Source organism: Neobacillus rhizosphaerae, from assembly GCF_937468385.1.
Lineage (GTDB): Bacteria > Bacillota > Bacilli > Bacillales > Cytobacillaceae > Neobacillus > Neobacillus rhizosphaerae.
The window spans coordinates 20,815-46,395 of sequence record NZ_CALBWS010000037.1 but is presented as its reverse complement, the minus strand read 5'-3'; the positions used below and the strand labels follow the sequence as shown (position 1 = coordinate 46,395).

Below are 25,581 nucleotides of genomic sequence, written 5' to 3'. Positions count from 1 at the left end.
TATTGCATATCATTCCAAGATAATGTAAATCAGAGCTTTGATTAACGGGCTCGTTTCAGAAGTACAAAATAACAAATAACAGTAAAAAAAGAAGACATTTTAGTTAGACAGTGCTATATGAAATAACACATAAAATAGCCATCAAAAAAGGAGCGAAATTCGCTCCTTTTTGTTTACCATTCTCTCCACTCTTCTGTTATGTCTTCCTCGGATTCTAAGCCTGCAATCTTTGCCGCAGTATCGATAAACTCGTACAGGTCTTCTCGCTCCATTGTTTCGATAAAATAATCATATTTGTCATTTAATTCATTTATTCTAACAACTACTTCTTTAACAACTTTCATTATTTCCGCTTCGGTCGGTTTTGCTCCTAGTTTCTCTAAGTTGTTAATGTAAGAGTCAAGAACCACATTTGTTGCACTTATATTTTCTTCAGTAAAAAATTCACCATCTTCATCATCCTCAATCCATTGGATTGTTGGCTTATTTTTTTTCAATTCTTCAAAGGTCATAAAATCCTCCCAAATATGGATTTAGTAATATGGCTTGATATTCTTGCTAAATAGCACAGAATTCTTGTTTATCTTATATATGAGGTATCAAGTTCAGGATCTATCACCTTTTGTGGTAAAATTAAACTATTACTTTTAATAATAATATGTTTAAAAAGGATGATTAATCTTGAAAAAACGAATTGCTTTATCTTGGAGCGGTGGAAAAGATTGTTGTATAGCATTGGATACTTTAATTCAAAATGGGTATGAGATTGTTTCCTTAATTACAACCGTACCCAAAGAACTTGGTCGGACATTTGGTCATGGAGAACGAACAGAAATGATTAAATTACAGGGAGAAGCACTCTCCATACCCGTTTATTTTATTGAATGCTCCTATGAACACTATACAGATCAATTTGTCAAAGCAATACAAACCTTGAAAAATCAAGATATGATTACAGGAATCGCCTTTGGAGACCTATATTTAGATGAACACCGAGAATGGGGTGAAAAAGTTGCTATCAGTGCAGAGGTTGAGGCAATCTATCCCCTTTGGACGAAAAAGGAAGCATCCTTACAATTATTAGAAAACTTCGTCCGCTCTGGCTATGAAGCAATCGTTGTTCGTGTACGAGAAGATGTATTAGATGAATCTTGGCTCGGTAGAATCATAGATGAATCATTTTTACATGATGCAAAAAAGACTGCTATTTGTCCAATGGGAGAATCAGGTGAGTATCATACCTTTGTATATGATGGGCCGCTATTTTCAAAAAGGATTCAATTGGATCAGGGAGAATTAATTCAACTTGAAACAACAAAGAAACTAGAATTTAAGAGTTATCGTCTTGTAGCGAGTGTTAAGTAGCGTTTTCATTGTCGATCACTTAGCTTTCAATTAGGTAGATGAAATCTTTTCTCTACCTGATTTTTATTTTCATCCATTAACTCTTTGAATGCTGGTGATCAACACTGTAAATAAAGGCAAAAACCTCCGCTACTGCATCGTACAGCTGTTCGGGGATTGCCTCATTTATTTGAAGTTGACTTAGTAACTCAACCAAAGAAGGATCTTCTTGAATGGGAACTTGATGTTTTTTTGCTTTTTCGATAATATTATTGGCTACATTGCCTTTTCCTTTAGCCACTACTTTGGGTGCCATCTGCTTACTTGCTTCATAAGAAAGTGCAACAGCTTGTATTTGTTTAGTCTTATTTTTTCCACTCATATTTTTATATCTACCTCCTGGTAACCATCCTTTAACAAAATAGAGGAATTCATTTGATCTTCGTCTAACTTGTCTTTTTCATAAGGGGGAATAACTTTTATAAAGGACAGATTGTAACCAAGTTCATCTAGTTTTTCTTTTAATGAAGGTTTTAGAGTAGTAATAATGGTTTCAATTTCCTTGGTATCGTTGATGACTGTAATATGAATCAGTTTATTTTGAATATGCATATCAATCACAGTGTGTTGAATGCTCTGTAACTCTAAATAAAATAAAATTCGGCAATAATTTGGATCAATTTGTCCGTTACTAGTTTTACGACCGCTCCATTGAAGGGTAACATCAGATTTTTTTTCCCCCAATAGGATTGGTAACTGCATCAATATTTGTAGCATGGGACCATTTGTCTCTTGAGAGATTAATTGCATTCCTGTTAATCTATTTATAATTGGCTCTAGCTCCCTTCCACTGTTTCCTAACTCGCTCATCGCCTTTAATAACAGAGGCTTTAAGGAATCTAGTGACTCAAATGATTCTTGTTTAACTTTTGACCATACCTCCACTTCTTTATCATATTCAAGACCTAAAGAGTGAATCATGGATTCAAGCATTTTTTTCACTTCTGTACCAGAGGGTAGCTGATCGTCAATTGATGAGAAAACTTGATTTATTGAACTATTCTCCAATATATTACCAATCATTTGTTTTAATGGTTGTGTCGACTTTAATGAATAAAATTTGGGGTCTTCTAAAAACCTACCTAATTGTTCTAATTGACTAGTAAAGGATTTGGATTCCTGAACAGCTACTAGAGATTGAAAGATTTGCTTTGTAAACGGTAAATCCTTTTTTATCATATATTCAATAGCCGCTGTGGCTTTGGGGAAATCCGTTTTCTTATTTATCCAGTTCTGGGTTTCAACGAGATGTCCTTTTGTAATGGGAAGATTTTTTGATAGTAAAAACTGGACGAATTGTAGATTGATTTTCGTTTCAGGAAGTTGAAAGTGTTTTAATAATGAATGTATGGATTGCTGGCTTGTATTTTGTCCAATTCCTTCTACTACTTTTAAGTGAATTTCAGCACCGTCATTAGACTGGACTTCAAACCAATAACTATTTCCAGCCGAAAGTGATGCCTTTAATTGCGCATATAATTTTACATTTCCTAACTGGATTAATGCCGTATTATTTTGAAAGAATTTCTGTACTTTACCGTAAATCAATTGGCCTTGTCTTAAAGAAAACAAAGAATCTTTTGGAAGATTTTCAACATTAAGCAAGGATTGTATCATATGAACTGGATTCATTTTTCTAGCTCCTTAAACTAACTGCCACATTTTTTTATGGATGATATTGAGGATCTATGGTATAGAAATATGCCTAGCGAGGTGATTTCCTCAAAATGTTGTTTTGTCCCAAACCGCAGATGCAAGGTCTGTTTCCTCTTAATATATATCGGTTTCCTTCAAAATAGCTTTAATCATTAATTACATTTTTTTCTTAGAAGAATAGACAATTATCTCCTAATAAAAGGATTAGTGATTCCTATGAATATGTGCTATACTTTGTCTACCATTTACTTTACATTTTTATTAGCTCGCCCTACTCGTTTGCTGAGTGGGGCTCTTTTATTTTAATTTTGACAAAAAAAAAGACTCTGCAAGAGAGTCTTTTTATCTATTTTGGGTTTTATTACGCTTTACGAACGTTAGTAGCTTGAGGTCCGCGTTGGCCTTGTTCTACTTCAAAAGTAACTGCTTGACCTTCGTCTAGAGATTTGAAACCTTCGCTTTGGATAGCTGAGAAGTGTACGAATACATCGTCTCCTGCTTCGCGTTCGATGAATCCGAATCCTTTTTCTGCATTAAACCATTTTACTTTACCTTGTTCCATTGTTGTTTCCTCCTCGTGTGCTTTGCACACATTGTGTTACTATCCTTGCTTAGTTCTTCCAGACAAAAAGTTTAACACTTCATAATCCTACCGACAAACAAAAATAATTCTTACTAACTATAACAGAGAATCTCCAGTAATGCAAATAGGTATTTTGGAAAACTCGGCAATTTGCAAAAATACGGTGGAATTTTCTTTTCCTACTCTCTCGTTGCTTTGATGAATTTACCATAGATTTGTGGGTTCAACCCTTCCCATCCCTAACAAAAGCTAAACTCCACTGAAAGCTCAAATGGTGCCCGACACTTACTATATATTTGAGATACCCCGTATTTTCTGATCAAGTAGATGAATGACGTTCTTTACCTCTTCCTTTGGAGTTTGAGCATACATTTCCCCGATACTTAATTCAAAATAGCACGTGGTTTTACTTATTCCCTTAATGTTACTTGTTAAGCCAATGCCGGTTTCCTGATAGATTCCTGATAAAATCACTTCCATCTCCTCTTTTGGTGCAGCGAAATGGACATGAAACATATTGGAGACTGGTTCCGAAGGCTGGGTTGAAACACCATGACATTGATTAAATAATCCGGCAAGATCTTTCGCTTCTTCATAATACTTCTTCATCTTCTCCACCCTCTGATCGAAAAAATAATCAGCACTGAGGATATATGGATAAAGGCTGATTAAATCTCCACCATGACGCCTTTTCCATACCTTTGATTCATTTGTAAAGGATTGATTACCTGCCAAAATAGCCCCTGCAATCCCACCAATTCCTTTGTAAAAGGAAACATACACGCTATCAAATAAATCACAGATTTCAGCCGCAGATTTTTCATAATAGGGGAGGATTTCAAAAAGTCTAGCTCCGTCTAAATGTAATTTAATCCCTTTTTCATGACAATAAGTTGAAATATCTTCAAGTGTTTTGTACTCGGGTAGTTGTCCGCCGATCTCACGTTGAGGTAATTCCAGTAATAAACAGGCAATATTCTCCTCCATCCTCACAACATCTTCCAGTTGTATTAAACTGTTTTTATCAGCTAATAAGATTGGTTCGATCTGATGTAATTCTTTTAACCCATCTTCTTCATGAATTTCTAAATGACACAATGGATGATACGCTACTTTTTTTAAGCCCTTTTTATCACACCAGATTCGTAAAGCAATTTGCTGAGCCATCGTTCCGCTTGGGAAAAATACGGCAGCTTCTTTCCCTAAATACTTCGCCATCTTCTCTTGGAAATCTTCGATAATTTTACCTTTACCATAAACATCACTTTCCTGTTTTCCATCTATATCCTTCAAAGCTTCTTTTAGGATTTGAATGTTTCTCGTGCCATGGCCCGCTACCTTATACTTTGTTTGTTTAAATGCTTCTACTAAACTATTATTATCGTTCAATTTATGCCGCTCCCTACTTTGCGTGAATATTAATTTTCTATTGCAACAATTCTTATTTCTACTATAACAGTTGAATGCTTAAAAATCTCTTTCCATAAAAAAATCTGATATAGTAGTCATATGAAAGAATGAAAGGAATTAGGACAAAAAATGAAATGTATTTCAATCGATTTAGACGGTACCTTATTAAACTCTCAACATGAAATATCCGAAGAAAATGTAAAAGCCCTAAACGAATTACAAGAGCAAGGCCATTATCTTATTTTAAACACAGGCCGGGCATATGCTGATGTGATAAAATTAAAAGCCGTACAAAATATGGAGTTTCCTATTTTTTGTATCAATGGTTCTGTTCTATACTCAAAATCAAGAGAAATAATCTATGAAGCTACGTTAACCGTTTCAGCCTATAAAGAAATCTTCACGCTGCTAAAAGAATTGGGTGTAGGAATTTTAGTATATACAAATTATGGCGGCTATCCTTCCACCTTGCCTCCATTACATGATAAAAGTAAAGAAGAGCTCGATGTCCTTTTTCAAGAATACAATTATGATGAAATTCTCGAAAAAGACAATCTAAAAATCTATAAGCTAATTGCTCTAGTACACTATAACCAATTAGAAAAAATTGAAGAAGTGAAAGCGTCCTTAGCTGGTAAATTTGATATTTCAATGGCTTCTTCCTTCGCTAATAATGTGGAGATTACTTCAAGCGAAGCGCATAAAGGAAAGGCATTATTACGTTTCCAGCAGATGATGGATCTATCCTTTGATGAAATTATTGCATTTGGTGACGGTGGCAATGATCTCGCCCAATTTGAAGTAGCCACTACTTCAGTCGCGATGGGAAATGCCCCGCTCCATGTTCAACAAAAAGCTGATATTATCACAAAGACAAATGATGAAGATGGTTTTGCCTATGCTGTTCATCATCTGTTACACTTACTTGATTCCGGTGAGAAAATATCAATTATTTAATGGTGAAGATTGCTTACAGGTGTCAGGCATTGAATCGAAAAAAGATCCTCCGATTCGGAAGATCTTTTTTCTTTATTACCCTATATCTTGACCAGTAACCACAATATAACCGATTAAAAAGATATTCAATAAAACAATTACAACCGTACATATCCATGCCAATATTTTTACTGGTAATTTGTTAGCAAATTCCCCCATTTTCCTTTTATCACTTGTAAATAATACTAAAGGGATGACTGCAAATGGGAGTGCCAGGCTTAAAACAACTTGACTCCACAACAGTAGTTCACCAGTTCCTCTAGATCCCCCAATCCAAGTCACAATAAAGGCAGGAATAACTGCTAATAATCGGGTAATTAAGCGGCGAAGCCAAGGTGAAATTCGTAAATGTATGAATCCTTCCATAACGATTTGACCGCTTATCGTTCCAGTAATCGTTGCATTTTGCCCCGAGGCAAGTAAGGCAACTGCAAATAAAGTACTTGCAATCCCTACTCCTAAAGTTGGACTTAATAATGCATAGGCCGCTTCAATTTCAGACACATCTAAATTTGTCCCATAAAAGGCTGCCGCTCCAAGAATTAAGATTGCTGAATTGATGAAGAAAGCACCCGTTAATGAAAATGTGGAATCAATTAATGAAAATTTTATTGCCTCTCTTTTTCCTTCAATTGTTCTTTTGTATTGTCTTGATTGAACAATGGAAGAATGCAAATATAAATTATGCGGCATGACTGTTGCCCCTAAAATCCCTAGAGAGATAAAGAGCATGCTTGGATTAGTGACAATTTCCATTTTCGGTACAAATCCACCAAACAACGCCGAAATTTCTGGTTTTGATATGATTACTTCAAAGGCAAATACAATGAAAATAGTAACCATTAACACTATGACAATAGATTCAATTATACGGAAGCTTTTCTTTTGCAAGTAAAGTAGGAGCAACACATCCAGGGTAGTAATCGCAATACCTAATAATAAAGGAATCCCGAATAATAAATTTAACGCAATTGCAGAACCAATGACCTCTGCTAAATCGGTTGCAATAATGGCCAGTTCCGTTAATATCCAGAGAAAAAAGCCTGTTTTCTTTCCAGTTGCATCTCTTGTTGCTTGTGCAAGGTCTCTTCCCGTTACGATACCAAGCTTGGATGCCAACGCTTGAAGCAGCATAGCAATTAAATTAGAAAGGAGAATGACAATTAACAGTGTGTATCCGAATCGTGCACCACCTGCAATGGATGTCGCCCAGTTACCTGGATCGACATATCCAACCGCCACTAATGATCCAGGGCCCGCATACGCCAAAAGTTTTCGCCAAAAACCGCCTTTAGTTGGAACCCTCACCGTGTTATTTACCTCTTCTAAACTCACATTAGAGCTCTGTTTTAACCACACTTGCTCTTCCGTCACATGTTTTCTTTGAGCTTGAATACTCATTAATCATCCCCCCCTTAAACTGGCGCGTAGTTTAATTATTTTCCTTAGTGCAACTTTTTAAGTAATAAAGTGCTCTCATTTATTAATTTATCTATTAATTTATTTATTTGTATGTAAGAATATTAACATGGTTTCTTGTACTTGTAAATATTTTTTGCTCACGCGCAACTTTTTGTTGCAAAAGAAACATCAGAAATAAAAAAGTGTCAGGCACCATCCAGATTTTTGGACGGTGCCTGACACTTTTTTATTTCACTTTTTCACTGAATGTATTCGTATAAGTTTTGCTTAAGTCGATGTTAGCATCTTTTAGCTCATTTCCGTCTGAAATAGCGGTCTTATCAGGCTCACCGGTCATAACCAACAAAAAGTGCCTAACACCATCCGATTTTATGGGAGGTGTCAGGCACTTTTTGTTTGCGCCAGTGATTGGTCTATTTTTTATTTAATTAATCCTTCTTTTTGTAAAAATTGCTTAGCAACTTCATTTGCGCTTGTACCGTTTACATTTACTTGATAATTCATCTCGCGCATTTGATCGTCTGTTATTTTTCCAGCAAGCTTATTTAAGGCGGCTTTGATTTCCGGATATTTTTGCACGGTTTCCTTCCTTAATAACGGTGCACCTTGATAAGGAGGAAAAAGATGCTTATCGTCAGCTAAAACATAGAGATTATATTGTCTTAATTCACTATCTGTTGAATACGCATCGACTAAATCAATATCCCCTGATTTAATGGCATTATAACGCAGTTTCGGTTCCATCGTTTTGATGTTAGCAAATGTGATTCCATATAGTTTTTGAATCCCGCGATAACCATCCTCACGATCGGCAAACTCTAAGGTAAAACCAGCCTTTATGCTGCTGCTCATTTTCTGCAAATCAGAAATCGTCGGTAAAGCCTCCCTTTCAGCCAATGGCTTTGGGACAGCCAATGCATACGTGTTGTTGTAACTCATTGGTTCCAACATTTCCATCTCATATTTATTTAACATACCAGACCGTGCTTGGTCATACACTTGTTTTCTGTCCGTACTGACAGCCGTTTCTTTTAAAAATTCCGAAATGGCCGTTCCGGTAAATTCAGGATACACATCAATACTGCCTGACTTTAAAGCATTGAAAACAAACGAAGTTTTCCCAAGACCGGGTTTTAGTTCTACATTTAAACTTGTATCTTCCTCAATTAGCAGTTTATACATATTGATCAATATTTCCGGCTCTGAACCAAGTTTTCCACCAATGACAATATTTTTCTGGTCATGGTTTGTAATGGACGGAATAGCGATAATTAAGATTGCTGCAGCTCCCATTACGACAAAAGTAATCAAGGTCTTTTTGAAAGATATTCGTTCAAATTGTCGCAAGAAAATATCAATAAGAATGGCAAGAGCAGCTGCTGGAATAGCACCCAGAATAATAAGTGCTGAATTGTTTCTGTCAATCCCAAGAAGGATAATGTCTCCTAATCCCCCAGCACCAATGAGAGCCGCCAACGTAGCTGTCCCGACAATTAGAACCATAGCCGTTCGTATTCCGGCCATGATAACAGGAGTGGCGAGGGGCAGTTCTACCTTTAATAATCTTTGTCTTCTATTCATCCCCATCGCTCTTGCTGCTTCAATAAGTGAGGGATCTACCTCTTTGATACCGGTATATGTATTTCTAAGGATTGGAAGCAATGCATAAATTACTAAGGCAATGACGGCAGGTACTTTTCCGATGCCGAACAAAGGAATTAAAAGCCCCAAAAGTGCTAAGGACGGAATCGTTTGCAGGATGGCGGTAATGCCGATAATCCCTTCGGCAATTTTTTGCTTTTTTGTTAAATAAATACCGAGGGGAATAGCAATAAGTATGGCAAAGAATAAGGCAATCAGGGAGAGTTCAATATGCTCGAGCAAGGCGCTCCACAATTGTGATTGTCTTTCTTTAAATACATCTGCAAAATTATCCATTGCCGTCACCTCTTTCCTGTAAACCTTCCGCCATAAATTGTAATGCGGTTTGCCTTGTTATGATACCGATGATTTGACCATCTTTTTCCACGGACAATTGTTCATGCTCCGTTAACAACATTAGCCCTTCTCTTAATGTAGCCGATGCCGGAATTGTTACGGAAGAAGGTGATGAGCTATTGCTGGTTATAAATTGATCGATGATGTGTTCTAAACGGATATTCTCCTTTAATGTAACTGATTGTGCCCCGACAAAATCCCGAACAAATTCATTAACCGGACTTTCAACAATTTCTTTAGGTGTCCCCACTTGAACAATTTCTCCATCCTTCATGAGGCAAATTCGATCTCCAAGCTTGATCGCTTCCTGCATATCATGAGTAACGAAAACAATCGTTTTATTAATTTTTCGCTGCACTTCAAGAATGTCATCCTGTAGCTTTTCCCTGCTAATTGGGTCAAGCGCACTGAATGGTTCGTCCATTAACATAATCCCTGGATCTGAGGCTAGCGCCCGTATCACGCCGACCCTCTGCTGCTCGCCACCAGAAAGTTCCTTTGGTTTTCGGCCTCGATATTTTTCAGGAGGCAGTCCTACCATTTCCAACAATTTATCGGTTCGCTGCCGAATTTTCTCATTACTCCATTTTTTCAACTCAGGGACAATCGCAATATTTTCTTCTATCGTCATATGGGGAAATAGTGCAATTTGCTGAAGGACATATCCCATGTTCCAGCGGAGCTCGTGGATGTCGTAATCACTAATTTTTTTACCATAGACAAATATGGTACCATCAGATAATTCGATTAGCCGGTTCATCATTTTGAGCAGCGTTGTTTTCCCGCAGCCGCTAGGACCAATAATAACAAAAAACTCCCCTTCGTTAATTTCCAAATCAATGGACTTGATAGCAGTGGTACCGTCTTGGTATCGCTTTGTTACCCTTTCAAAGCGGATCATTCTCTCACTCCTTATTCCCATATTTAGCTGGAATTCATCACCCTTAACAGGAATATTACTCCTCTCATTAAGATAACAGGGAATGAGTCGTTGAGTAAAAGAAAACGCATTTTAAAATTAATTAGGTGGCTGTGCCCTAAATTTTCTAGCTTCACAAAATTGTTTCACATACTCGAAGTTTGAACAAATATATTCAATACTTAAATAGAAAGCTTTTCGGTTTTATATAATAAACAAAGCTATCGGAAACCCCGATAGCTTTGTTTATTAATATTATTTCAATGCGCTAACTGCATTTATTAATCCCTTACCGGACTTTTCATCATTTCCTGGTTGGAAAACATCCTCGGCAGAGTTCAAAATGATGTGTTTTACCTGGGCAGGATTAAGTTTATCTTTCCCATGTTGAGCAATAATGACGCCGGCAAGTGCGGCAACTTTTGGAGCCGCCATGGAAGTACCTGCTTTATAGCCCCACCCGCCAGGTACTGTAGCCAAGCATAGGTAAGAGTTATCTCTTCCCTCATTTGTTTCAGGATTATAGTTGGGGCCCAAATCTCCTCCTGGAGCCATTACATCAATTTTTCCTACTCCATAGTTTGAGTAGAATGCCAGATTCTTCAATTTTCCACCTGCTGAAACCCTAATCAAGTTCTGATTGCTCGGGCTTCTGTGTGTTGCACCATTATTATCACCGGAAAGTTTTCCGGGACTGCTTATATCAACGCCGTTATTCCCAGCTGATCCAACAACTGTAACTCCTTTTTTGATTGCATAATTTATGGCTCGATTAAACATTTGCACATCTGCAACAACATCCTTGGTCGCAAATTCCGGGTCTTGGTACCAATCGTAGCCTCCTAATGACATATTCACTACATCGACATTATCATCAGCAGCTGTCATTAATGCTTCAGCGATATTAGCAGTTGATGCATCTCCTGTAGGACCAAAGACACGATAGGAAGCAACTTTTAGATCAGGTCCAACCCCCATTGTTCTTCCTTTTGCCGCGATTGAACCTGCTACATGTGTGCCATGACCATTTTCGTCCTTAGGATCCGGCTGGCCCGGAACAAATGATTTCCCATATGCATAATTTGCTTTTAAATCTGGATGGGTATAGTCAATACCTGTATCGATAACAGCAACCACAATATTTTCCCCTGATACTGGCTTTCCTGTACCCCCGGGAAGTGTCCATGATTCCCCATTATTGGTTACTTGTTTAATATCCCATTGAAGCTGCTCGTATAAATCTGGCTTAACAGAAGCGGCATCCTCATAGGAGAACGTTGCTTCCACAGATGGTGCCTCAGCATAAATTTTGTTTTCTTCTCCAGCTTCTGACACAATCGAAGAGTTTTTAACTTCCTTTAGGAAATTTGGATTGTTGGATGATACTTCAACAGCTCCTAGTTTTTCCAGCCTATTTTGAACCTGGCCACCAGCTTTTTTAAGTAAATCCTCATAACCTGATGGCAGTTTAGCCTCATCCTTAAAAACCACTATGTATTTCTTTTCAACTGATTGAGCATGTCCAATACCTGCTCCACTAGCAAAAATTGTAGATGCACATAACGTTAGGCTAAGTGCACCACCTAAAAAACCTTTTTTAATTGTCATAAAGAGACCTCCTTTTTATTTTTCAATTTTCATTATATTGCAAATTCTCAAACACAACATGATCATTTATCGACAATAGAAAACGAAGGAAAAATGCATATACTACTTTTGAAAGATGAAAAATACATTTTATTCCATAACTAATGAAAAAATAGGAATTCTTAAATATACTTTTACTAAAAATGAGAGGAAACTACTGCAAATTTTGTCGAGATTATCCTTCTTTTTCCTCAATTGATTGCTCGATGTCAGAATATTAATTAAATGAACAACGCTAATCGCATGGTACAGGTCACCATTTAGTTGTAATAATGCCCAAAGTTTGTTCCTATTTTGTTTTTTCTCATGGTATTCTTGCTCCGTTTTGACATGTTAAAAAAACAAATAAAGGGATGAAAATAGCACCAACCAGAAGCAAAAAGGAGCGTCATTATTGAAGACGCTCCTTTTCAGCCACTCTATTTTGTATCACCAGTACATGAAAATAGTACTGTACCAAAAATAGCCGTAATTTATTTTCTTGATGATAGCTCCCCTATTTCCAGTTTTTGAACTTCATTAATAATAAAATGATTACTACATAAACTAACTTTACTTGTTAATCTGGAGGAGTGTATTATTCGTGAAAAAAATATTATTATTTCTTCTCCTTTTATCCATCACTTTTTGTTACAATCAAATGCCTGTATCCGCTTCGACAAAAAGTCGTGCCACGTATGAAAAAACAGGACATGTCATATGGGATATAAATACAAAAGAAAAAATGGTTGCCATCACATTTGATGATGGACCTCACCCCGTTTTCACCCCTCAAATCCTCAATATATTGGCTAAATATAATGCAAAAGCCACTTTTTTTGTAGCAGGGAATAAAGTAAAAAGATTTCCTGAAATTTTACGAAGAGAAGTAAAAGAAGGACATGAAATTGCTAATCATACATATAATCATATTTATGATAGAAATATTACTGCCGCAACTTTAACAGCTGAATTAGAGGAAACAGATAAACTTATACAGTCAATCATAGGATATAAACCTACTCTCTACCGCCCTGTAGGAGGTCTATACAATGATTTAATTATTAATACAGCAGTTAAAAACGGCAAACTAGTTATTCTCTGGTCATGGAATAAAGATCCAAAAGATTGGCAAAATCCAGCTGCCAGCCGGATTTGTAGAGATATTACAGAAGAAGTTAGACCAGGGAATATCATTCTACTCCACGATTGGCATGGAAGCGAATTTTCTCAGGCCTGTCAAACAGTTGTTGCATTAGATACCGTTTTGGATTTTTTGTACAAGAACGGTTATAAATGTGTAACTGTATCGGAAATGCTCTATCGTTCAAACACTCAATTTCCAGAGCCATTTGATCCATTTCATTAATTAAAATGCCCGTAACGACCCGTAATAGGTGTGTTTTTCGTAGCGTCAGAAGAAATGATAAAAATCCTAGGCCTGGCCCTGCCAATCGACTCTTTTATAAGGACAGGCATCTGTAGTTAAAATAAAAGATGAATATTCATCAGGGGTGGAATCAAAAGCGCTCCCCAAAGTAAGGTAATCCATGCAGCGAAAATCATCGCCAAAGAGGAAAAGGTCGCTTCCTGTTCTCCAAATTCCAATGCTTTATTGGTGCCGGCACCGTGTGCACCCATACCAAGTGCGAGTCCTTTGGCGATAGGCGTTTGAATAGAAAGTGATTTTATGACTATTGGACCGACAACACCACCAATCACTCCTGTTAAAATAACGAAAACTGTCGTCAACGTAGGTAGGCCGCCAATTTCTTTTGAAACCTCTACGGCAATCGGGGTCGTAATCGACCTTGGGAGGATTGAAGTGATAAAATCATATTTCAAATGGAATAATTTCGACAAGCCAAAAGTTGAAAAAATGGCCACCAGAGTTCCTGAAGTGATACTGATAATAATCGTACCGAGATATTTTTTGACAATCGATAAGTTTTTGTAAATGGGTACTGCAAAAGCAACCGTAGCTGGTCCTAACATATGTGTAAGCCATTTGGAATCCGCAAGGTATTGGTTAGCAGACACATGTACGAGTAGAATTAGGGCAATTAACAGGATGGGTGCTAGCAATAGAGGATGAAAAAACGGCATCGACCATTTTGCATATGCCTTTTTGGCAAATTGATAAATTAAATACGTGATAACTGTAACCAAAATCATCATCAATGCTGCTCACTCCTTTTCCTGACGGTTATTTTTTCCGCGATCAGGGCAGTTATCCCCATCACAACAACGGTACTGATTCCAATCAATACGATGATTTCTGCACCTTGGAGACTGATGATTTCATCATAATTAATAATACCTACAGCCGATGGGATAAAGAAAAGTAACAGCTCCGCCATTAGCCAAACGGCACCTTTTTCCACCCATTCCAGTTTGATGATTTTCAAGTAGAGTGCTAGAAACAGAAGGCATAATCCGAACATGGAGGCAGGGATTGGGAGTGGTATTACTGCTTTTATTGCTGCACCAAGAAATAGAAATACATGGATGAATAAGACTTGTATGATTATTACCCAAACTTTCATTGTGAAAAATCCTTCCTAAATGTGAAAAAGGAGCACTTATACTCCCTTTTCGTTTTCTAATTATATGGTATATAATACGACGGTTTTATCCATTCGTAAAATACATATTCGGAATGATTTCAATAACTAAAAGTTATAATGGTTCTTTTAGAATAAAATCTATAAAGGTTTTCCCAGCAATGGAAAGATAGCGGTCTTTCTTAGTGAGGACTGCCAAACGCCACATGATGGCAGGCCTCAGATCAATAATTTTAATGTCCTTGGTGAAGACACGATTACAAATGGACTGGGGTAGAATCGTAATTCCCAGATTGGCAGCCACCATCTCCGACATCAAGTCCCACTGGGAGCTTTTAAATAAAATTTTCGGCTCGAAACCAGCAGCAATGAAATGATCCCTCATCATTTGATTTAAGGCAAATTCATCATGATAAAAAATAAATTCTTCATCTGTTAGATCTTCTATTTCAACTTCTTTACGAGAAGCCAAGCGATGGTTCTTATAAACAAGCAGCTTCATCTCTTCTTCCACGATGGGATAGATATCAAATTGCTGTTCATCAAGCGGCAGCACAGCAACACCTAGCTCAAATTCCCCTTCCTCGACACTCTTTACCACTCTTGCGCCGCCATACTCTGTAATATTCAATTCGATATTCGGGTATGCGTGATGAAATTTAGCCATTACCCTTGGGAAAAATAAACTACCGATGAATGGTGGTAGCCCAATGTTGATCTGACCTCTTGTCAAGTTAGTCATATCATTTAACGTGGTTTTCATTTCATCTTGCAAGGCATTCATTTTCTGGGCATATTCGAGGACAACCTTCCCGGTATCTGTCAGATCACTTGTCTTATTGGTACGAATAATCAAGGTCATCCCGAGCTCTTCTTCTAGTGCGATGATTGATTTGCTCAAAGCTGGCTGTGAAAGATGCATATTCTCAGCAGCTTTTGTAATACTTTTTTGCTTAGCCACTTCCATAAATAGTCTTAATTGACGTAATTCCAAAGCAAACACCTCTGTAAATAGATTGACTACCGAAATCGGATAAAAAAATGTGAATATAGTCGTAATCGAGGATATTGACGATTGTAAGCAATTAGTTAAAGCGTCACTGGTAGCAAACCTTCTTTAATCCTCTGCCTTTAACACCTCTAAAATTTGATAAAGCTCTTCCAAATGCTGAATTTCATATGTAGGAATCACTTCGTTACGCTCTTTCTCGTTACGGTTTATCCAAACCGATTTGATTCCAGCACGAATAGCACCAAGAATATCTGTCATTAAATTGTCTCCGACCATAATAACTTCCTCTTTTTTCAATGACATGAGAGACAATGCATGTTCGAAAATCGCAGGATCCGGCTTCCCGCTACCAAAGTCACCTGAAATGACAATTTGGTCAAAATATGGGACCAGCTCGGGTGAAATGCCTAGTTTCGTTTTTTGTAAGTCTGGTGATCCATTTGTTAAAAGAAGAAGTTGATAATTTTCTTTTAGTGTATCCAATGTTATATAAGATTCCTCGTACACAAACGGCAGGTTCCTTCGTTCTTGTGGAAACCGTTCCGCTAATTCGTAGCCAAAGTTTGGATCATCCACGCCCATCATCTTTAGTCCCGCTGTCCAAGCTTCTTTTCGATAGCCGGGAACGATTTCTTTCATTTTCTTAAATTCATCATGGTCATCAGAGAAATTACCCCACAATCCTTCAAACGGATTAATTCCAATCATTTGCGTAAAGGCGTAAGTTTCATAGGAGGAGTATAGGTTTCTTGCGGCATCTTTAACAGCTTCTTCCAGTTGAACAGGGTCTACTCCACACCGATCTTCTGCAAATTTACATGTTGCCGCGAAGGCTTCCTTAATGCTTTTTTGATCCCAAAGGAGTGTATCATCTAAATCAAAAAAAATAGCTTTTATCATTATGAGCCCCTCTTTAATAATGATTTTTTTAATATTTTATAATTTAAAACAGAAAATTTTATTTCCTTACCTTATAATTGAAATTGATTAAGTTAACATAATTTTATTATAGTAGATTTATTTTTTTATAATCAAGGAAGGGAAAGATACACCCTCCACTTTTAAAATTGTCCCTAATATTGGGGCAATTTTTAATAATCATGAAGGTTTTACTGCTTTACTAAAGAAACTATTCTGTATCTAATGGAGAATTTACATGATCCTCAAATAGGTCAATAAATAATGAGCCAGATGACGAAATAACTGCATATTGTATATCTTTCATTTGCAAATTTCTAACCATTAATTCATGGTGAAGCCATGGTTTTGAATATTTCGAGTTTAAATTCTTATCAACTGCCCTTCCGTCCATAATTAGTTCAATTGGCAGCTGGATATTTGATTGTAAATTGGTTGGATAAATATCCTTTTTGACCACATTTTGATATTTTGTTTTTTTTAGAACCGATAATTTTCCACTTACTTCTAATAAAGCATATTCCACCTCAATTAGATCAAATATACCATGCTCTCGAAGCTGCTGATTTAAGTCATCTAATGAATACCTAATTTTTTTCATATTTCCGTCTAAAATTTTCCCATTCTCCATAATAACCGTCGGTTCTCCCGATATCCACAATCGGAAACGTCTGCTATTTGTTGCAATAATGGAAGAAAGAAAGTACACAGAAATAAGGGCAAGGAAAGCGGCCAATATTGGGATAAATTTCAGATTCGTGTCAAATCCCATGTTGGCAATAAAAGAACCAATCGTAACAGCCATAGCAAAATTATAATGATTGTTATGGGAGTTTACTTGTTTCCCAATCCATAACGACACAATCATTAAGATGAAGAAAGAAATACATGTGCGAAATATAGGAATTAAAATATGTTCCAACTTATTCATCCTTTAGTCTAAATTGCTTACATCATGTAATATGAACCAAACTAGAAATGAATATGAGGAAATATTTTTTAGATTACACATCTCATAAAAAAAAATAGCATGGTGAGAAATTGTTACCTCTCTCCATGCTATTTTTTATTTGCTTCGGGAAGTTATTATTGATACTTCATTACTCTAAAATTCCTACTTTATTAAATCCGTTTGCAGCTGCGGCCACTTCTGAACTTCCTTCTCCATAAAGGTCTACAGCTGATTGTATAATAGCCTTACGAGCCGCACTAAAATCAGATGTTGGTGTTAAATAAGTTGTTAATGCGCGGTAGTAGATTTTGCCTAATTTTTCACGACCAATATCCTGTGCTGTAAGGTATGCAGCATGGTTGATGATCGAGGAATTAATATGAACGCCTCCATTATCTAAATTTCGTGGAAGATCGTAAAACTCATTCATATGAGAAGGATATTTACCCTTTCCATTCCCATATGCGACATAGGCTGCTCCTACTCGATATTTACTTGGGTCACTTAAGCTGCGCAACGACTCTCTGCCATCCGCTTTAGCACCAGGTCCCATAATATCTTCTCCAATTTCCCAATTTGCATCATCAATTAGAGCACCAAAAATATCCGAAAATGCTTCGTTTAACGCTCCAGGCTGAAAACGATATTGTAAATTTGCTGTATTTGTCGTAACACCATGGGTCATTTCATGGGCAGCTACATCAAGGCCAGCAGAAAGAGAAATCATGTATGATCCATCCCCATCGCCATAGGTCATTTGACGGCCATCCCAAAAAGCGTTGTTGTAGTTCGTTCCATAGTGAACATAAGAATTGATGGCCATCCCTTTATCATCTAGTGAGTTTCGGCCGTGTTCATCAAGGTAATAGTGAAAGACTTTTTCTGAATTATAATGAGCATCGACTGCAGCCCTGTCGTAATCCTTTTTAAAGGAAGCACTATTACTTGTAAATAAGGAACCTGTTGGTGCATCATAGGTAAAAATTCCACCTAAGTTATTATGAGCATAATCTGCTAATTGAAAAACGGTACCCTCATTTGGATTTTTCTTTTGAGAGATATGTAGAAGTCTATGTGCCCCTAGTACACCTGTACCATTCCCAGTTTGTGTGTTGATTTCATCAGCATCCATTATCGCATTATATTGGTCAATGACTTTACCTGTATGGGCATCGACAAAAACAAACCAATTTCCGGGTTCTTTCCCATGAAAATTAACATTTACTTTATAGGCTAAACTATGCTCTCCCTCGAATGGATAGACGACCAGTTCCGTCGTTGGGTCGTATTGTAATTGGGCTGGAGCGTCTACAGATTTTTTTGCCACCGCCAACGCATTCTCACTGTTTACTTCAGGTTTTGTATTTAGGTTTAAATTATCTAAATCGGTGTTAACGGAACCGTTGACCGCAACAATCTGATTATTTTCATTGTAATGGACGATTACTTCAGCACCTTCTACTGGTACACCATTTTTCTTTTGATTAAAACGAACATGCGTCATTCTAAGATTATCTTTTTTCGTATTTTTCTCTTGAAACTCTGCTTTTGGATTCTTGATTCCTAGTTGATCCTTCTTTTCTTCCAAATAGTTAAGAGCATCGCTAGCATTTGTAGCATTCCGTTTTTCTAACTGTTTCTCACGAACAAAGATTGGAACATTCGCCTTTTCATTCCATTTTTTTGTTACAGAAATGGCTGCAGCTTCCTCTGGCTGTTTCGCTAGAACATTACTAAATGGAATGCTCCCTGCAAGAAGTACAGTAGATAAAACAATTGGTGCAATAAGTTTGTTCTTCAAAATATTACCCCCTTTTGATTAATCAAAATTAGTATATGTTTATTCGTTCGTAATTGCATGAATAGTTTGATTTATCTTTTAATTCATTTTTACTAGGACTGAATTTCTATGAAATACTCTGTTTCTATGAAAAATGAAGGATAGATGGTGATTATTCAATAAATTTCGATTCTCGTAATAATTCAATAGAACTAATTTATGTCGAAATTTAGGAGGAGAAAGAAATAAGTCTTTTTTCGGGGGAGAGATGCGAAATATACAAGTTGTCAACGTATTTTACTAGGTCTAAGTGATTAGAAAAAATAAATTTTATTAATAATAATTAAGAGCACCAATCACCAGCCAATTTTTGGATGGTAAATGATGCTCTCATTTTTCTTCATGAACTTATTTCTGTTTCTTTACAATACTGATGTCACAATGTTGTTAATTTGATTTTCTTCAGTCGATGGATCAACAATTTCATGATTTCCAACCACTCTTAGGTTTACTTTGGGAGTCTTTGAGACCATGATCACCCCTTTCTTTATTACTGATTTGCTACCGACTACAGCATTCTCAATCCACACATTTTCTTCTATGATCGTGTGAGGCAAAATAACCGCGTTTTTAATATGAGCTCCTTTTCCTACCTTAACACCTTTAAACAAAACAGACTGTTCAATTGTACCGGAAATTTGACAGCCATCGCTTAATATACTTTGATGCACCTTTGCATTTTCATCTAAATATAGTGGTGGATCACTATTTTCCACTGTATGAATTCTCCATTCCGTATTTTGCAGGAAAATGTTTTTCTGCTTATCTAATAGGTCCAAGTTTGCCTCCCAAAAACTGTGGACGGTTCCGACATCCTTCCAATACCGATTGAAATAGTAGGCGTATAGCGATAATCCATCGGTTAGCATGGATGGAATAATATCCAGCCCAAAATCTCGATGGGTAAATTCTTTCTGCTCTTCCTGGATTAAATACTTCTTTAAAATCGCCCATTTAAAAATATAAATGCCCATAGAAGCCAAATTCGAGGTTGGTTTTACAGGTTTTTCTTCAAAATCCTTAATTTTATAGGTGGTTTCATCTATTACTACGATTCCAAATCGATGCGCCTCTTCCCAGGAAACTTCGACAACGGCAATAGTACAATCTGCATTTGTTTCGATATGCTGCTGAAGCATCACCGAATAATCCATTTTATAGATTTGATCGCCTGAAAGAATCAGAACATAATCTGGTTGATGCTGCTCGATAAATTCAATATTTTGAAACACTGCATGTGAAGTTCCCTCATACCATTCGACACCCGTGTTTTCCCGTTGATAGGGTGGAAGAACTGTTAAACTGCCATATCGATTGTAAAAGTTCCAATAGCTGATATTGCCAAGATGGGAATGCAAGGCTAGAGGTTTATACTGTGTTAAAATCCCCACTGTCTCGACTCCTGAATTTTTACAGTTACTTAAGGCAAAATCTATGATTCGATATTTCCCGCCAAATGGCACGGCTGGCTTAACAATCGTTTTTGTCAGTTGGTTTAATCTTGTCCCCTTTCCACCAGCCAGCAGCATGGCGACCCATTTTCGATTTTTCATTTGCCATCCTCCTTTTAATTGAATAACATCAAATACATTGCACTCGTTTTTTTGAATTTTGTTTACACTTTTATTATCTCCTGTTTTTTCCATTTTTTCTTTCGAGTTGTTACATCTTTGTGAAAATGAACTGCTTTTTTATCGACACTTACCGATGGTCTTAAGGCTGGAAATGGCTGTTAGTGTCGCATTTTTAGAAAAAAAAGCGCCTGGCATATTCCACTTTTTAAATGGCGCCAGGCGCTTTCTTTCCCTATGATAAAAATCGTTTTTCCCCGTCAATGGCTTTGATTGGATCAATATTTTGCGTTAATTCCATCGTGCCGATGTATTTCCCGTGCTCATCGCGAAAAGCAAAATATCGAATATTAATCAAGAAAATAATAAAAGGTACAGAAGTTACGGGTTTTCATATTTTCTTCTGTCTTCGCATATCGTTTTATGATGGGAAAGGAGAATAAACTTATGGTCAGTATTGGAGTAAGCAAGAAAATTGATAGTATCGCTCATCCAAAGGTACGCAACATTGTAAGAATATGCGTGGAACAAGGCTGCATGTTTAAACCACATCCTAGCAATCCTAATTTAGTTCATTTGTTTGATCCTGTACAAAGAAAAAAAATCATTGGAGATATTAACCTGTTAAGTGAGCGGGGGTATTTTACCCTAGAAGTGAATAATGGACGGTTCAAAACCTTCAGGAATGAAATTTTGGGATTGGATATAAATCACGAAGATTTTGAAGAGCATGTACTAAAACGGTTGAAACGATAATCCTGTTTATTCCTCTCAAATTCGAAAATAGGGAATAGTGCTTGACACCGTTCCCTTTTTTTGATACAAAATAGATTTACTTACTTCGTCTAATAGGGCGATCTGAACGACGATTATACTCTGATACAAGGAACTGTTCACTCGATGTTCTTGACAGTCCATAATTGAGCTTGATTTTTACACTGGGTCCAGAGACCCAAAAAGGGTCAGTCTCTTATGCACAAAAAGTACTAAAAGACTGACCCTCTCTAGTCACAAAAATTAATCTCGCTAACCAAATAATGGTAAAGTTACAATAACCATCAAAAGAAACAAAATCGTAATATAATTGACTGAATAAATAAAAATCACGCGCGCCCATTTTTGATCATTTTTCGTAAAAAATCCGTATATACCCAAAGCTAACCAGGTGATATTTAACAAGGTGGCAATAACAATAAAAGTTGTCCCAAGCGATACTAAATAAAACGGCAATGGCAGTAAACAGGCAACATAGACAAAAATTTGTCGTTTCGTCATAGCAAATCCGTGTACAACCGGAAGCATCGCTACCCCTGCAGCTTTATATTCATTATTTTTCCGCATTGCGATGGCAAATGTATGTGGCATTTGAAAAATAAACAATATAAGAAACAACACAACGGGGACCAAATGAAAACCAGATTGGATTGCGGTCCAGCCAATTAAAGGTGAAACCGCACCAGAAACACTTCCAATAACTGTATTAAGTGTATATCTTCTTTTTGACCACATCGTATACAAAATCACATAGGTAAACCATCCTACGAATGCCCAAATGGCAGCTTCAATGGTTGTAAAGAGCAGCAGGATAAAGCCAAATAAGGAAAAGGCAATTCCCATTGTTAAAACGACCTTTAAGGAAATATTCCCCGTTACGGTAGGGCGATTTTTCGTACGATCCATCACCGTATCAATATCAACATCGTACCAGTTATTAATAATGAGTGCCCCAGCTATAACCATCGTACCACCAATCATCGTTAACAAAAATAAACTCCAGTTTGCGCTAAACGAAGTATTGGAAAAGGCTAGTGATAGCCAGTAACCTGTAAAGACTGGCAGCACATTTGCGAGTAAAACATTGGCCTTAAAAAGTGCTTTTAAATCTGTTATTAGGGTAGAAGTATTTTTCTCCTTCGAAAATGCATCTAACCCATCCTTCAGTGGAGAAGGTATTCCCTCTTTATTCAATTAATATCCTCTCCTCGGATTTGATTCTAAAATTTTTTACAATGATAATGTTTTTCACTTTTTTATTTTAACATAATTATTACCTAACCCCTACAGAAAAACTCAAAAAGCCCTTCTAATAGAAAGGCTCCTTACTTTTAAATAATGAAGCCCACCAGAAGTGGCGGGCTTTAATGGGAATAATTTATAAAAAACTGCTCAATGAACGTGGTGTCCGTGACGGTGCTTAAATAATCCTTGGTCGATGTACTGATCGATAAACAAAAATCCTAGGCTTATTTCAACAAGACCAACTCCCAAAAATGTTGGCTGCAGCCAGCTTTGCCAGCCAATCCAATACACTTGAACCGAAATCCAGATTATCATGGCAATTCCGAGTACTAACGTTGTCATTCCAATAAACCGGTGGGTTCTAAATGCTAAAAATGCGCCAATTAAACTAGCAATTCCATTAATAGAAAACAAAGCTATTCCTGGGATTAAGTAGTCAGCAAATGGAGAATTTCCCAAAAAATCAAGCGGTAAACCCAGAGCTTTTCCGCTCGGTTCCATAATTAACCCCCATCCAGCGCTAACTGCCCCTACACCAACAAATGCCAATAACGTACCGGTACAGTAGGATAAAACCTTTAATTTGTTTACTTTATTCACTTTCTCCATCTTCCTTCGATTAGATTTGTAAATCTTTGCCGAAACTAATGGAGCAACTTTTCTTTCTTTCATATTACACCTTTTTGCAAAAATTATGAAATTTAACTCAAAAATGTTTTGCATCCTCCTTAGCTTTTCCCTATATATTAAAAATAATAATAGCTCTAGTGTAAAAGTCACAGTGAATGAAATTTTTATATTTATATGATTTTTTTGTGAATATTCATCGTTATACCCCCAAAAGTCTGTTCTTTATTTTAAAATATTTCTAGATAACGATAAATGAGGGGAATCGCTTTGAAATCGCTGCAGTTATTACAAGATAATCTTTTGATTGATGCTTATCATGATGCCATACGGCTCAACCTTTGTTCTGACTTTATTGACATACTCCTAATGGAGATTAATCAACGAAATTTAATGAATGACTAAATATTACAAGCAAAAATAAACACCCATTTTGATAAAGGGTGGTTATTTTTACTTGTTCCAAAAAGCACTTAAGAATAAATTTTGATAATTAATACTAATAACCTTTATAAACGAACAAAGAGAAAGAGTGTGTATTGATAAAAGTTTGATCAAAACACACTCTTAAAATATTCTATTGGATCCTTCTTTTATAAAAAGTTTGATCATTTTCTATCTAAATTTATACAAAGGAAGTCATCTGTTGAATATGAAATTCCCTTTATGCACTTTGCAATAGCTTTTTAAATTGATTTTACCATCGTTATATTCGTAATTTCATAGCCCAACTTTTCATATAATCCACGTGCAATTTTGTTATGACCAAAAACATGAAGTCCAATTTTCTTCATTCCTAATTTTTTAGCAATAATTTCAGTTTCTTTCATTGCTTTCTTACCATATCCTAGCCCTTGATATTGCTCAAAGATAATAAAATCATAAATAAAACCTTCAACATTATTTGTAGGTGATTTTTGTGCAATCCAAATCATTCCAACTAGGTGTTGGTCGTGAAAGATAGAAAATAAGTAATTATACTCGGATTTATCATCTTTTGGTAATAGTCGAGTAAATTCTTTCCTTGACAGGTTAATTGCTTCATCTTCGCTCCAATTTCCAGAAATAACTTTGTCTTTTGCATAGTCTTCAATTGCATTACTAATATATTGCTGAAACTCCTCTTGGCTCATTGGTTTTAATGTAATCACTTAATTCCCACCTCCTATATTGATATTTCTATGTATTAACTATAACACCCAAAAGCCATTATTCCAGCATGTTTTTGTACTAATAAACAATAAAAGGTTTTACCCTTTATGTATGGCACTATCGGAAAAACTTTTTTTCACTAATAAACAATTTCCCTATACAAAGAAAACCTTGCCAACGTAGATTATTAGGAGAGGTGGAAGTGCGGAGACAAATATGGTTTTATCGGTTTTGCTCTTCCCTTTTAAAAGAAAAAGAGGTGAAAATATTGAGCAATTTTACTCCAGATGATATTCAAAATGCGGCAGAAGAAGTAAAAAATTCTGGGCATGGTGACTTCATGTTTAGGGATCCAGGTTTAACGCGTATATCACATCAAAATAAACATTCCAGACGAAAACCTCCACATCCTCGCAGGTCTGCAGGAAGATTTACTTCGAGACTTCGAACTCTAGAACCTGAAAATACATCCCATAGGAATACCTCTAGAAGAAATACTTCTAGAAACCTTCCAACTTCCGTTATTTTGACTTCCAGACATAATACTGCTAGAAACCGACATACTTCTGTCATCGTGACTTCCAGACATAATACTTCTAGAAACCAACATCCTTCCGTCATCGTGACTTCCAGACATAACACTTCTAGAAACCGACATCCTTCCGTCATCGTGACTTCCAGACATAACACTTCTAGAAACCGACATCCTTCCGTCATCGTGACTTCAAGACAGCGCAAAACATCACGCCGGAACAATGTTGGACAAGGAAACTGGGGATGGAGCACAACACCAGATGATGATTTCCAAATGGAAGGATATTATCGTGAAAATAACATCTGGTGGCCAAAAAGGAGCTAATTCTCTTTCGAGAGAACAGTGGAATAATTGAAAAGATGCCAATTGGCATCTTT

Annotated in this window: 25 protein-coding genes; 6 read left to right on the top strand and 19 right to left on the bottom strand. The window is 36.6% G+C overall.

Annotation, left to right across the window (positions count from 1 at the left end; translation table 11 throughout):
- Positions 1 to 173 precede the first annotated feature (173 nt).
- A complete protein-coding gene (locus tag M5A78_RS21230) occupies positions 174 to 512 on the bottom strand; it encodes a hypothetical protein (protein WP_248737279.1) in 339 nt (112 codons plus the stop codon).
- Between the two features lie 169 nt (positions 513 to 681).
- Between M5A78_RS21230 and M5A78_RS21225 the strand changes: the two genes are divergently transcribed.
- Positions 682 to 1,365, top strand: coding sequence for a Dph6-related ATP pyrophosphatase (locus M5A78_RS21225; protein WP_248737278.1), 684 nt, complete (start codon positions 682 to 684; stop codon positions 1,363 to 1,365).
- 76 nt (positions 1,366 to 1,441) lie between these two features.
- On the opposite strand, the gene M5A78_RS21220 is transcribed toward M5A78_RS21225, so the two are convergent.
- The 4 genes from M5A78_RS21220 to M5A78_RS21205 all read right to left on the bottom strand — a co-directional run bounded on the left by M5A78_RS21220 (position 1,442) and on the right by M5A78_RS21205 (position 5,032).
- Positions 1,442 to 1,726 carry an EscU/YscU/HrcU family type III secretion system export apparatus switch protein gene (locus M5A78_RS21220; RefSeq protein ID WP_248737277.1) on the bottom strand — a complete coding sequence of 95 codons (285 nt, stop codon included), beginning with the start codon at positions 1,724 to 1,726 and terminating at the stop codon, positions 1,442 to 1,444.
- Positions 1,723 to 3,036 (bottom strand): hypothetical protein, encoded by a 1,314-nt coding sequence (locus tag M5A78_RS21215; RefSeq protein WP_248737276.1) that lies wholly within the window; start codon positions 3,034 to 3,036, stop codon positions 1,723 to 1,725. Before M5A78_RS21215 ends, M5A78_RS21220 begins: the two co-directional genes overlap by 4 nt.
- Before the next feature lie 385 nt (positions 3,037 to 3,421).
- A complete protein-coding gene (locus M5A78_RS21210; RefSeq protein WP_007083691.1) occupies positions 3,422 to 3,622 on the bottom strand; it encodes a cold-shock protein in 201 nt (66 codons plus the stop codon).
- 309 nt (positions 3,623 to 3,931) lie between these two features.
- Positions 3,932 to 5,032 carry a threonine aldolase family protein gene (locus M5A78_RS21205; RefSeq protein ID WP_248737275.1) on the bottom strand — a complete coding sequence of 367 codons (1,101 nt, stop codon included), beginning with the start codon at positions 5,030 to 5,032 and terminating at the stop codon, positions 3,932 to 3,934.
- A gap of 150 nt (positions 5,033 to 5,182) precedes the next feature.
- On the opposite strand from M5A78_RS21205, the gene M5A78_RS21200 reads away from it, so the two are divergent.
- Positions 5,183 to 6,010 (top strand): HAD family hydrolase, encoded by an 828-nt coding sequence (locus M5A78_RS21200; protein WP_248737274.1) that lies wholly within the window; start codon positions 5,183 to 5,185, stop codon positions 6,008 to 6,010.
- Between the two features lie 75 nt (positions 6,011 to 6,085).
- Here M5A78_RS21200 and M5A78_RS21195 read toward each other — a convergent pair whose 3' ends face one another.
- The 4 genes from M5A78_RS21195 to M5A78_RS21180 form a co-directional block, all read right to left on the bottom strand.
- The gene (locus M5A78_RS21195) at positions 6,086 to 7,450 is read right to left on the bottom strand and encodes an Nramp family divalent metal transporter (RefSeq protein WP_248737273.1); all 1,365 of its coding nucleotides are present in this window, start codon (positions 7,448 to 7,450) and stop codon (positions 6,086 to 6,088) included.
- A 441-nt stretch (positions 7,451 to 7,891) separates the two neighbouring features.
- Positions 7,892 to 9,409, bottom strand: coding sequence for an osmoprotectant update ABC transporter permease/substrate-binding subunit OpuFB (gene opuFB / locus M5A78_RS21190; RefSeq protein ID WP_248737272.1), 1,518 nt, complete (start codon positions 9,407 to 9,409; stop codon positions 7,892 to 7,894).
- On the bottom strand, positions 9,402 to 10,370 hold the full coding sequence (locus M5A78_RS21185; protein WP_248737271.1) for an ABC transporter ATP-binding protein: 969 nt from the start codon (positions 10,368 to 10,370) through the stop codon (positions 9,402 to 9,404). The genes opuFB and M5A78_RS21185 overlap by 8 nt, the downstream gene beginning before the upstream one ends.
- 273 nt (positions 10,371 to 10,643) lie before the next feature.
- A complete protein-coding gene (locus M5A78_RS21180) occupies positions 10,644 to 11,996 on the bottom strand; it encodes a S8 family peptidase (RefSeq protein ID WP_248737270.1) in 1,353 nt (450 codons plus the stop codon).
- Positions 11,997 to 12,618: 622 nt separating this feature from the next.
- Here M5A78_RS21180 and M5A78_RS21175 point away from each other — a divergent pair.
- Positions 12,619 to 13,383: a polysaccharide deacetylase family protein gene (locus M5A78_RS21175; protein ID WP_248737269.1), complete on the top strand. Its 765-nt coding sequence runs from the start codon at positions 12,619 to 12,621 to the stop codon at positions 13,381 to 13,383.
- Positions 13,384 to 13,499: 116 nt separating this feature from the next.
- Here M5A78_RS21175 and M5A78_RS21170 read toward each other — a convergent pair whose 3' ends face one another.
- From M5A78_RS21170 to M5A78_RS21140, 7 genes are all read right to left on the bottom strand, one after another.
- Positions 13,500 to 14,192 carry an LrgB family protein gene (locus M5A78_RS21170; protein WP_248737290.1) on the bottom strand — a complete coding sequence of 231 codons (693 nt, stop codon included), beginning with the start codon at positions 14,190 to 14,192 and terminating at the stop codon, positions 13,500 to 13,502.
- Positions 14,192 to 14,560 carry a CidA/LrgA family holin-like protein gene (locus M5A78_RS21165; RefSeq protein ID WP_248737268.1) on the bottom strand — a complete coding sequence of 123 codons (369 nt, stop codon included), beginning with the start codon at positions 14,558 to 14,560 and terminating at the stop codon, positions 14,192 to 14,194. The genes M5A78_RS21170 and M5A78_RS21165 overlap by 1 nt, the downstream gene beginning before the upstream one ends.
- Before the next feature lie 133 nt (positions 14,561 to 14,693).
- Positions 14,694 to 15,572 carry a LysR family transcriptional regulator gene (locus M5A78_RS21160; protein ID WP_406603733.1) on the bottom strand — a complete coding sequence of 293 codons (879 nt, stop codon included), beginning with the start codon at positions 15,570 to 15,572 and terminating at the stop codon, positions 14,694 to 14,696.
- Positions 15,573 to 15,695: 123 nt separating this feature from the next.
- Positions 15,696 to 16,490 (bottom strand): HAD family hydrolase, encoded by a 795-nt coding sequence (locus M5A78_RS21155; RefSeq protein WP_248737266.1) that lies wholly within the window; start codon positions 16,488 to 16,490, stop codon positions 15,696 to 15,698.
- Between the two features lie 229 nt (positions 16,491 to 16,719).
- Positions 16,720 to 17,439, bottom strand: a complete 720-nt coding sequence (locus M5A78_RS21150) for a DUF421 domain-containing protein (RefSeq protein ID WP_248737265.1) — start codon at positions 17,437 to 17,439, stop codon at positions 16,720 to 16,722.
- Positions 17,440 to 17,608: 169 nt separating this feature from the next.
- The gene (locus M5A78_RS21145; RefSeq protein ID WP_248737264.1) at positions 17,609 to 19,261 is read right to left on the bottom strand and encodes a M4 family metallopeptidase; all 1,653 of its coding nucleotides are present in this window, start codon (positions 19,259 to 19,261) and stop codon (positions 17,609 to 17,611) included.
- Between the two features lie 401 nt (positions 19,262 to 19,662).
- The gene (locus tag M5A78_RS21140) at positions 19,663 to 20,853 is read right to left on the bottom strand and encodes a glucose-1-phosphate adenylyltransferase (protein WP_248737263.1); all 1,191 of its coding nucleotides are present in this window, start codon (positions 20,851 to 20,853) and stop codon (positions 19,663 to 19,665) included.
- Between the two features lie 465 nt (positions 20,854 to 21,318).
- On the opposite strand from M5A78_RS21140, the gene M5A78_RS21135 reads away from it, so the two are divergent.
- A complete protein-coding gene (locus tag M5A78_RS21135; RefSeq protein WP_248737262.1) occupies positions 21,319 to 21,627 on the top strand; it encodes a hypothetical protein in 309 nt (102 codons plus the stop codon).
- 270 nt (positions 21,628 to 21,897) lie between these two features.
- Here the strand turns inward: M5A78_RS21135 and cyoE are convergent, their stop codons facing one another.
- The gene (gene cyoE / locus M5A78_RS21130; protein WP_406603732.1) at positions 21,898 to 22,839 is read right to left on the bottom strand and encodes a heme o synthase; all 942 of its coding nucleotides are present in this window, start codon (positions 22,837 to 22,839) and stop codon (positions 21,898 to 21,900) included.
- Positions 22,840 to 23,037: 198 nt separating this feature from the next.
- Complete coding sequence (locus M5A78_RS21125; protein WP_248737261.1) at positions 23,038 to 23,562, bottom strand: hypothetical protein; 525 nt, start codon at positions 23,560 to 23,562, stop codon at positions 23,038 to 23,040.
- A gap of 210 nt (positions 23,563 to 23,772) precedes the next feature.
- On the opposite strand from M5A78_RS21125, the gene sda reads away from it, so the two are divergent.
- Positions 23,773 to 23,922, top strand: coding sequence for a sporulation histidine kinase inhibitor Sda (gene sda / locus M5A78_RS24750; RefSeq protein WP_264760476.1), 150 nt, complete (start codon positions 23,773 to 23,775; stop codon positions 23,920 to 23,922).
- A 281-nt stretch (positions 23,923 to 24,203) separates the two neighbouring features.
- On the opposite strand, the gene M5A78_RS21120 is transcribed toward sda, so the two are convergent.
- Positions 24,204 to 24,668, bottom strand: coding sequence for a GNAT family N-acetyltransferase (locus tag M5A78_RS21120; RefSeq protein ID WP_248737260.1), 465 nt, complete (start codon positions 24,666 to 24,668; stop codon positions 24,204 to 24,206).
- 269 nt (positions 24,669 to 24,937) lie between these two features.
- On the opposite strand from M5A78_RS21120, the gene M5A78_RS21115 reads away from it, so the two are divergent.
- Positions 24,938 to 25,528, top strand: coding sequence for a CotG/ExsB N-terminal domain-containing protein (locus M5A78_RS21115; protein WP_248737259.1), 591 nt, complete (start codon positions 24,938 to 24,940; stop codon positions 25,526 to 25,528).
- Positions 25,529 to 25,581: the final 53 nt, after the last annotated feature.

What these genes read in the sequence shown, in the direction of transcription:
- M5A78_RS21230 (WP_248737279.1), bottom strand. Translation starts at nt 512, where the DNA reads ATGACCTTTGAAGAATTGAAAAAAAATAAGCCAACAATCCAATGGATT.
- M5A78_RS21220 (WP_248737277.1), bottom strand. Translation starts at nt 1,726, where the DNA reads ATGAGTGGAAAAAATAAGACTAAACAAATACAAGCTGTTGCACTTTCT.
- M5A78_RS21215 (WP_248737276.1), bottom strand. Translation starts at nt 3,036, where the DNA reads ATGAATCCAGTTCATATGATACAATCCTTGCTTAATGTTGAAAATCTT.
- M5A78_RS21210 (WP_007083691.1), bottom strand. Translation starts at nt 3,622, where the DNA reads ATGGAACAAGGTAAAGTAAAATGGTTTAATGCAGAAAAAGGATTCGGA.
- M5A78_RS21200 (WP_248737274.1), top strand. Translation starts at nt 5,183, where the DNA reads ATGAAATGTATTTCAATCGATTTAGACGGTACCTTATTAAACTCTCAA.
- M5A78_RS21195 (WP_248737273.1), bottom strand. Translation starts at nt 7,450, where the DNA reads ATGAGTATTCAAGCTCAAAGAAAACATGTGACGGAAGAGCAAGTGTGG.
- opuFB (WP_248737272.1), bottom strand. Translation starts at nt 9,409, where the DNA reads ATGGATAATTTTGCAGATGTATTTAAAGAAAGACAATCACAATTGTGG.
- M5A78_RS21185 (WP_248737271.1), bottom strand. Translation starts at nt 10,370, where the DNA reads ATGATCCGCTTTGAAAGGGTAACAAAGCGATACCAAGACGGTACCACT.
- M5A78_RS21180 (WP_248737270.1), bottom strand. Translation starts at nt 11,996, where the DNA reads ATGACAATTAAAAAAGGTTTTTTAGGTGGTGCACTTAGCCTAACGTTA.
- M5A78_RS21170 (WP_248737290.1), bottom strand. Translation starts at nt 14,192, where the DNA reads ATGATGATTTTGGTTACAGTTATCACGTATTTAATTTATCAATTTGCC.
- M5A78_RS21165 (WP_248737268.1), bottom strand. Translation starts at nt 14,560, where the DNA reads ATGAAAGTTTGGGTAATAATCATACAAGTCTTATTCATCCATGTATTT.
- M5A78_RS21155 (WP_248737266.1), bottom strand. Translation starts at nt 16,490, where the DNA reads ATGATAAAAGCTATTTTTTTTGATTTAGATGATACACTCCTTTGGGAT.
- M5A78_RS21150 (WP_248737265.1), bottom strand. Translation starts at nt 17,439, where the DNA reads ATGAATAAGTTGGAACATATTTTAATTCCTATATTTCGCACATGTATT.
- M5A78_RS21140 (WP_248737263.1), bottom strand. Translation starts at nt 20,853, where the DNA reads ATGAAAAATCGAAAATGGGTCGCCATGCTGCTGGCTGGTGGAAAGGGG.
- M5A78_RS21135 (WP_248737262.1), top strand. Translation starts at nt 21,319, where the DNA reads ATGGTCAGTATTGGAGTAAGCAAGAAAATTGATAGTATCGCTCATCCA.
- M5A78_RS21125 (WP_248737261.1), bottom strand. Translation starts at nt 23,562, where the DNA reads ATGAAAGAAAGAAAAGTTGCTCCATTAGTTTCGGCAAAGATTTACAAA.
- sda (WP_264760476.1), top strand. Translation starts at nt 23,773, where the DNA reads ATGAGGGGAATCGCTTTGAAATCGCTGCAGTTATTACAAGATAATCTT.